2 protein-coding genes are annotated in these 2,087 nt (G+C 54.8%); one reads left to right on the forward strand and one right to left on the reverse strand.

Annotation, left to right across the window (positions count from 1 at the left end):
- Nucleotides 1-319 precede the first annotated feature (319 nt).
- Nucleotides 320-1,801 carry a calcium-binding protein gene (locus tag BM022_RS16305; protein WP_091140563.1) on the forward strand — a complete coding sequence of 494 codons (1,482 nt, stop codon included), beginning with the start codon at nt 320-322 and terminating at the stop codon, nt 1,799-1,801.
- Nucleotides 1,802-1,911: 110 nt separating this feature from the next.
- On the opposite strand, the gene BM022_RS14920 is transcribed toward BM022_RS16305, so the two are convergent.
- A partial coding sequence (locus tag BM022_RS14920; RefSeq protein WP_143079614.1) for an NAD(P)(+) transhydrogenase (Re/Si-specific) subunit beta occupies nt 1,912-2,087 on the reverse strand: 176 nt, incomplete at its 5' end.

A 2,087-nucleotide genomic window follows, 5' to 3' on the forward strand; every position in this document is an offset into this window, starting at 1 on the left:
AGCCGTAACCTGGCACTATAATCACGCTGTCGGCGTTACCCATTAAGAATGCTGCATCATCGGCGCTGCCGCTGCGATAGTTTTTCTGCGTCTGACTTGACAAAAATGACTTGAAGAATAAGGGACACTTTAACTTCCCTATTTGGCACAGTTAATCCACCGCAGGATGGCATGCTTGTTGCTTATCTATTTACTAGTAGTTCCTACATAAAAAGATTGTCTCGGCGAGGTTGAGCAGGAGCCGAAGATAGTGCGAACCTGGACAAGAGCGGAATAAAAAACTCAAACGAACTTTCACTCATACAGGAGCAATTATATTATGGCTAATATTACAGGCACGGAGAGATCAGATACCATCACCCCGCAAGTTGTTTCCGCAGGTGTTATCGGTGGGCCGCCGACGTCAGGCGCGGACCAGATTTCCGGACGAGGCGGTCGCGATAGAATAGATGGCGCGGCTGGCAATGACGTCATTAACGGCGGTGACGGTTCCGACAGGCTTAACGGCAATAGCGGAAATGACACGCTTTGGGGCGACGATGGCGATGACAACCTGTCGGGAGGCGATGGCAATGACTGGCTTACAGGTGGCATTGGCAATGACGAGCTAAGAGGCGACGATGGAAACGATGGGCTGGCGGGAGGAAACGGCAACGATAAACTGTGGGGCGGTAGCGGCGATGACACGCTGAAAGGCAACGATGGAAACGACACCCTGTCGGGTGACAGCGGAAACGACAATCTCTTTGGTGGTAACGGCAATGACAGGCTGTGGGGTGACAGAGGAAATGACACGCTCTGGGGCGACGATGGCGATGACCACCTGTCGGGAGGCGATGGCAATGACTGGCTTACAGGTGGCATCGGCAATGACGAGCTAAGAGGCGACGATGGAAACGATGGGCTGGCGGGAGGAAACGGCAACGATAAACTGTGGGGCGGTAGCGGCGATGATACGCTGAAAGGCAACGATGGAAACGACACCCTGTCGGGTGACAGAGGAAATGACACGCTCTGGGGCGACGATGGCGATGACAACCTGTCGGGAGGCGATGGCAATGACTGGCTTACAGGTGGCATCGGCAATGACGAGCTAAGAGGCGACGATGGAAACGATGGGCTGGCGGGAGGAAACGGCAACGATAAACTGTGGGGCGGTAGCGGCGATGATACGCTGAAAGGCAACGATGGAAACGACACCCTGTCGGGTGACAGAGGAAATGACACGCTCTGGGGCGACGATGGCGATGACAACCTGTCGGGAGGCGATGGCAATGACTGGCTTACAGGTGGCATCGGCAATGACGAGCTAAGAGGCGACGATGGAAACGATGGGCTGGCGGGAGGAAACGGCAACGATAAACTGTGGGGCGGTAGCGGCGATGATACGCTGTCTGGGAACGCGGGTAGCGATATACTCACAGGGGACCGTGGTACCGATATGCTAACGGGGGGAACCGACCGCGACACCTTTGACTTCAACTCTGTTGTAGAGAGCCGCGTAGGGGTCGGTATTCGAGATATTATTACCGACTTTGACGGGACTGGGCCTTCCGGCGATCAAATTGATCTGAAGGGAATAGACGCCAACAGGACCACTTTTGGCAATAATGACTTCATCTGGAAGGGAAACGCCGGCCCGACCGGCGCCGCCGGAGAGCTCTGGTATGTGGATGAAGGCGGGAATCGTCTCATCCGGGGCGATGTGGACGGAGGCGGAAATGCTGATTTCGAGATCCAGTTGGTGGGTCATCCGGATCTTAACGTCAGCGCCCTGCCCGATTCCGACATCATTCTTTAAGAACCAGCCAAAGATACGGCATCCCTTCATTCCTCAGGGGATGCAAGGGATGCCGTTTTTTCATCCGCAAATATGGGGCCTGATCTGTCGGCCGACGAGGATCAACTGGCCTATAAGGCCTTGACCATATCCTCCACAACTTTCTTTGCGTCGCCAAACACCATCATGGTCTTATCCATATAGAACAGGTCGTTGTCGAGGCCGGCATACCCCGCGGCCATGCTGCGTTTGACCACCATTACCGTGCGCGCTTTGTAGGCATCCAGGATAGGCATGCCGTAAATCG

Origin of the sequence: Nitrosospira sp. Nsp14 (genome assembly GCF_900113575.1) — a bacterium.
In the GTDB taxonomy this organism is placed as follows: Bacteria; Pseudomonadota; Gammaproteobacteria; order Burkholderiales; family Nitrosomonadaceae; genus Nitrosospira.

Excerpts from the sequence above, each read along its gene's own strand:
- BM022_RS16305 (WP_091140563.1), top strand. The coding sequence starts at position 320 with ATGGCTAATATTACAGGCACGGAGAGATCAGATACCATCACCCCGCAA.